Genomic DNA, 2,582 nt, shown 5'->3' with positions numbered 1-2,582 from the left:
CTGTCCGGGTGGCTTCAGACGCGGCTCCCCGGGGCGGACCTCTTCTCCCACGAGTCCGGGCACCTCTGGCATACGCTGTTCGGGTTTTCGGGGGACCCGCATTTCGATCCGCTCCACATCCTGAGCAACCTTTTCATCCTGGCCGGGTTCCTCCTGCTCTATTCCGCGTGGAAGGTGCTCTATGCGGCCCAGAGGGACCGGCAAACGGCGACGACCGGGCCGTATGCCCGCGTCCGCCATCCGCAGTACGGCGGGTTCATCCTGATCCTCTTCGGGTTCCTCCTTCAGTGGCCGACGCTGCTGACGCTGCTCATGTTTCCTGCGCTGGTCACCATGTATTACCGGCTCGCTCTGCGAGAGGAGGCGGAGTCCCGCGAGGCGTTCGGAGCTGCATGGATCGAGTATGCGAATCGCACGCCTCGATTTTTTCCGAGGTTCGGAAGGATGCCGGCAGGGGTGTCCGAAGTCGGCAAGGGATAGGAGAGGGTCCATCTATCGGCAAGGAGGAGTCCGATGACCAAGCTTGTCGGGGAAAAGGTCCGGATGCGGATCTGGATCGGCGAGGGGGACAGGTACGGGGACGATCTCCTGTACGAGGCGCTCGTCAGGTTGTTCCGGAAGGAGGGGTTCTCCGGGGCGACCGTCATTCGCGGGATTGCGGGGTACGGCGCCCGCAGTCTCCGGCGGGGGAAGGACTCGGCGGAGATGTCGCGCGATCTCCCGGTGATCGTCATCGCGGTCGACACGCAGGAGAAGATCGACCAGGTGATGCCGAAGATCGACGAGATGATGAGCGGCGGGATGATCACCCTCGAAAAAACCACCGCCCTCCGCTACGCCCACAAGCACCGCTGACCGGGAGGGGGCAGGATCGCCCCACCCGCAGGCCCGGGGCGGGGGCGGTCAGGATCTCTGCCAGCGCAGCCAGGCGGAGAATATCTTCTTCACCGTGGGAGTGAGCCGGGTCCGGTTGTAGGCGTCGGCCAGCTTCTTGACCACCTCCCCCTGCGTCGGGTAGGGGTGGATCGTCTTTCCGATCGCGGAGAGCCCGAGGCCGGCGGCCATGGCCAGCGAAAACTCGTTGATCATGTCCCCGGCATGGCCGGCAACGATCGTGGCGCCCAGGATCGTATCGCTTCCTTTCCGCAGATGCACGCGGGCGAACCCTTCCGTCTCCCCGTCGAGCAGCGCCCGGTCGACGTCGGAAAGGGGGACGGTCATCGTCGTCACCGGGATCCCCCGGGTCGTAGCATCCTTCTCGTACATCCCCACGTGGGCGATCTCCGGGTCGGTGTAGGTGCACCAGGGAACGACCAGCGCGGAGCTTTTCTGCCTTCCGAGGAACAGGGCGTTGGCGATCAGGATGCGGGCCAGCGCGTCGGCGGTGTGGGTGAACTTGTAGGGGAAGCAGATGTCGCCCGCGGCGAAGACGCGCGGGTTGGAGGTCCGGAGCCGGTCGTCGACGAGGACTCCGCGCCGGGGGTCGTAGGCGATCCCCACCGATTCCAGGTTCAGTCCGTCCACGTTGGGGGCCCGCCCGATGCCGACGAGGATCTCGTCGACGCGGACCTGCAGCGGTTCCCCCCCCTGCTCCACGTGGACGATCTTGTCTGGCCCTTCCTTCCCGACCCGCACGACCTTCGCGTTCAGCAGAAGGTTCACCCCGTCCGACAGGAGAGCATCCTGCACGACGGCCGCGGCGTCGGGGTCCTCCCGGGAGAGGATGTGGGGCCCCATCTCCACCAGGGTCACCCGGCTGCCCATGCGGCAGAAGGACTGGGAAAGTTCCGATCCTATCGGGCCGGCGCCGATCACGGCGATCCTCGGGGGAAGTTCCGTCAGGGAAAAAACCGTTTCGTTGGTCAGGTAGCCGACCTCCTCGATCCCCGGGATGGGGGGAGCCGCCGCCCGCGCCCCGGTGCAGATGGCGGCCCTCGCAAACCGCAGCCGCGCGCCGTCCACCTCGACGACGTCGGGACCGGCGAAACGACCTTCTCCCAGGAAGACGTCGATTCCCAGCGTCTCCGAGAAGCGGCGGACGGAGTCGTGGCCGCTGATCTTGGCGCGGATCCTTCGCATCCTCTCCATCGCCTTGCCGAAGTCGATCGTGAGCTGTTCGGTTCCGCCCACGCCGAATTTCCCGGCGGTTCGCGCTCCGTGGATGGCCCGGGCCGGCCGGATGACCCCCTTGGAGGGAACGCATCCGACGTTCAGGCAGTCCCCACCCATGAACTCGCGCTCGATCAGGGCGACCTTCGCGCCAAGGCCGGCGGCCCCCGCGGCGGTGACAAGACCGGCCGTCCCCGCCCCGATCACCACCAGGTTGTAGCGCTCGGCGGGGGCGGGATTCTTCCATCCCGGCGGGTGGACGTTGTCCACCCAGGTGCGGTTTTCCTCGGTGTCCGGCAGGACGACGAACGGTTTCGTCATGGGGAGTCCCCTTTCAGCTTCTGGATGATCTTGGGGATGAAGAAGGAGAAGACGAAGAGGGCCACGGAGAAGACCACCTTGAAGGAGAGGAGGTCCGCCCAGTTGCCGCTTGCCCACACTTCCTTCACGGTGCCCACGAAGAAGGTGAAGAT

The 2,582-nt window shown here is 66.1% G+C and carries 2 protein-coding genes and 1 pseudogene (1 of these 3 running past the window's edge); 2 read left to right on the top strand and 1 reads right to left on the bottom strand.

Annotated features, from left to right (window positions below; translation table 11 throughout):
* Both A2X88_07275 and A2X88_07270 read left to right on the top strand, forming a co-directional pair.
* Positions 1–480, top strand: a pseudogene (locus tag A2X88_07275) (isoprenylcysteine carboxyl methyltransferase); it begins 189 nt to the left of the window's first position.
* Between the two features lie 33 nt (positions 481–513).
* Positions 514–855, top strand: coding sequence for a hypothetical protein (locus A2X88_07270; GenBank protein OGP35020.1), 342 nt, complete (start codon positions 514–516; stop codon positions 853–855).
* 48 nt (positions 856–903) lie between these two features.
* Here A2X88_07270 and A2X88_07265 read toward each other — a convergent pair whose 3' ends face one another.
* Positions 904–2,430 (bottom strand): mercuric reductase, encoded by a 1,527-nt coding sequence (locus tag A2X88_07265; GenBank protein OGP35019.1) that lies wholly within the window; start codon positions 2,428–2,430, stop codon positions 904–906.
* Positions 2,431–2,582: the final 152 nt, after the last annotated feature.

This window comes from Deltaproteobacteria bacterium GWC2_65_14 (assembly GCA_001797615.1).
GTDB lineage: Bacteria > Desulfobacterota > Deferrimicrobia > Deferrimicrobiales > Deferrimicrobiaceae > GWC2-65-14.
This window is presented reverse-complemented; position numbering and strand designations above follow the sequence as displayed.